2 protein-coding genes are annotated in these 2,569 nt (G+C 74.0%); one reads left to right on the forward strand and one right to left on the reverse strand.

Going from position 1 to position 2,569, the window contains the following annotated elements; genetic code table 11:
* On the forward strand, positions 1-1,462 hold a 1,462-nt coding region (locus AB0C29_RS28765; protein ID WP_360826389.1), incomplete at its 5' end, for an ATP-binding protein.
* Between the two features lies 1 nt (position 1,463).
* Here the strand turns inward: AB0C29_RS28765 and AB0C29_RS28770 are convergent.
* Complete coding sequence (locus AB0C29_RS28770; protein ID WP_360826392.1) at positions 1,464-2,510, reverse strand: medium chain dehydrogenase/reductase family protein; 1,047 nt, start codon at positions 2,508-2,510, stop codon at positions 1,464-1,466.
* Between the last annotated feature and the right edge of the window lie 59 nt (positions 2,511-2,569).

The raw sequence follows: 2,569 nt of genomic DNA on the forward strand, positions 1-2,569 counted from the left end.
CATGGACCGGCCCGCGGACGAGGACCGGGACTGGACGCCGACCGGCGAGGTGCTCGCGACCCTGATGACGCGGCTGATCGGCGACGTCCCCTCGGCCACCCACCGGCGGGCGCTGGAGGTGGCCGCCCAGGCCTACGCCACCACCGAGGAACTGCTGCTCGCCGCCCTGCCGGACGAGGACGCCGGTGCCCTGTTCGGCTGGCTGCGCGGGCTGCCGTTCATGGAGTCCGCGCCGCAGGGACTCTTCCCGCACGACGCCGCGCGGGAGACGCTCGTCGCGGACCTGCGCTGGCGGTCACCCCAGGCGTACGAAGGCATCCGCGAGCGTCTGGTGCAGGTGTATCTCCGTCAGGCCCGCGAAGCCCCGGACGACCAGATGCTCGACGCCATGGGCCGCGCGTTCTACCTCTACCGCGACGTGCCGCTCGTGGGCGCGATGTACTCGTGGTCGCGTCAGGGTGGCGTACACGAGGAGGACCTGGCGCCGGAGCACCTCCCGCGCGTGCTGGAGCTGTGCCGCGCGGCCGAGGGGGAGGAGTCCGCGGCCCTGGCCGCCTACTGGTACGCCAAACAGCCGCACGTCTTCCGCATCTTCCGTGACCTCCGCAGCGGCGAGATCGTGGCGTTCTCGGCGCACCTGGTGCTCAGCGTCCCGGCCGATCCCGAGGACCTCGCGGCGGATCCGGTGGTCGCCGCCGCCTGGGAGTACAGCAACGCCACGAGCCCGGCCCGTCCCGGCGAGCACATCTCCATCACCCGCTTCGCGGTGTATCCCGCCGCGTACGAGCAGCCGTCCGCGGTGCTGGAGCTGAACCACTGGCGGGCGCTGGTGGAGGCGTACCGGGCGACCGGACGGGCCCACGACTTCGACATCTACCAGGACATGGCGGCGTGGACGGAACGCCTCGGCACCGCCATGGCCGACTCCGGCCGGCGCGTACGGGTCGGCGACGCCACCTACGGGCTGTTCGTCAACGACTGGCGGCAGGAGTCGTTCGAGGAGTGGTTCCACGCCGTGGTCCGTGGTGCCGTCCCGGCCAGCGTCGGGGACCAGGGTGCCGTCGCGGTGCGCCCGGTCCCGCCACCGGATCCGGCCACCGGTGCGGTGCCGGACCGCGAGGAGTTCGACGAGTACGTCCGCCTGGCCCTGCAGACCTGGCGCCACCCCGAGGGCTTCGCGTCGAACCGCCTGCTGCACCGGCCTTTCCTGACCGTGGCCGGCGGTGATCCGGCCGTCGTTCTGCGCGCGCTGGTCCAGGAAGCGGTCGACGCGATGGGTACGGACCTCGCGGGGGTGAAGGCGCACGCGGCTCTGGTGGCGACGTACTTCTCCGGGGCACCGACCCACGAGGCGGCGGCGCGCCGGCTCGGCCTGCCCTTCGGCACCTACCGCCGGCATCTGCGGGCGGCTGTCGCCCGGGTGAGCGACGTGCTGTGGGAGGCCGAGCTCGCGTCCCGGTGACTCACCGGCCCGGTTCGGTGCCGTGGTCGACCACGAGGACCACCTTGCCGACGACCGTACGGGACTCGGCCAGCCGCAACGCCTCGCCGGCGCGTTCCAGCGGCAGCTCGGCCGCCACCTGCGCGGTGAGGACGCCCTGGGCCAGCAGGGTGAAGACCTGCCCGAGGTCCTCGCGGAGCCGGGCGCGGAAGACCTGCTTGCGGCGACGGCCGCCCCACACGTTGTAGAACGCCGCGGACCGGCCGTTCGGCAGGTAGTTCCACACCGTCAGGCGGGCGGCGAGGGCGACGACCGGCAGCAGCGGGTTGCCCTTGTCGTCGCGGGTCGACGCGCTGCCGTAGGCGACGAGCGTCCCGCCGCGGGCGAGCAGGCGGAACGAGTCGACGATGCCGGGCCCGCCCACGTGGTCGAAGACGGCGTCCACCCCGGCGGGGGCCAGGGCCCGTACCTGGGCGGGGAGGTCGGCGGCGGCGTAGTCGAGCGGGATCGCGCCGAGGTCGCTGACCGCCGTACGGTTGCGCGCCGAGGAGGTGCCGAGCACCCGGATGCCGGCGTGCCGGGCCAGCTGCACGAGGGTCGAGCCGACGCCGCCGTTCGCGCCGTGCACGAGGATCGTCGCACCGGGGCGGACCTTCGCGACGCGGTGCAGCATCTGCCAGGCGGTGATGCCGTTGACCACGACGGTCTCGGCCTCGCTGGGCGTGATGCCCTCGGGCACGGGGACCAGGTCCGCCGCGTCCAGCAGGGCGGTGGACGACCAGCCGCCGACCTTGGTCAGGGCGGCGACCCGTCGGCCGGCCAGCGCGGGGTCGACGCCGGGCCCGACCGCGGCGACGGTGCCGACCAGGTCGTAGCCGGGGACGAAGGGAAAGGCCGGCTGGGCGAAGTAGCGCCCGCGCCGCATCTGCTGCTCGGCGAAGGAGACCCCGCTCGCCTCGACGGCGACCAGCGCCTGGCCGGGGCCCGGGGCGGGAGTGGGGCGCCGGCGTACGAGCAGCTGCTCGGGCTCGACGATGCCGGGCAGAACGATCTCGGTCGTGGTGGCCATGGAAGTTCCTCCTCCGTAAGGGGTTCGGGGTGGAGTCTTCGTCGGGCCGCCGTCCAGCC

The organism is Actinoplanes sp. NPDC048791, from assembly GCF_040650095.1.
GTDB lineage: Bacteria > Actinomycetota > Actinomycetes > Mycobacteriales > Micromonosporaceae > Actinoplanes.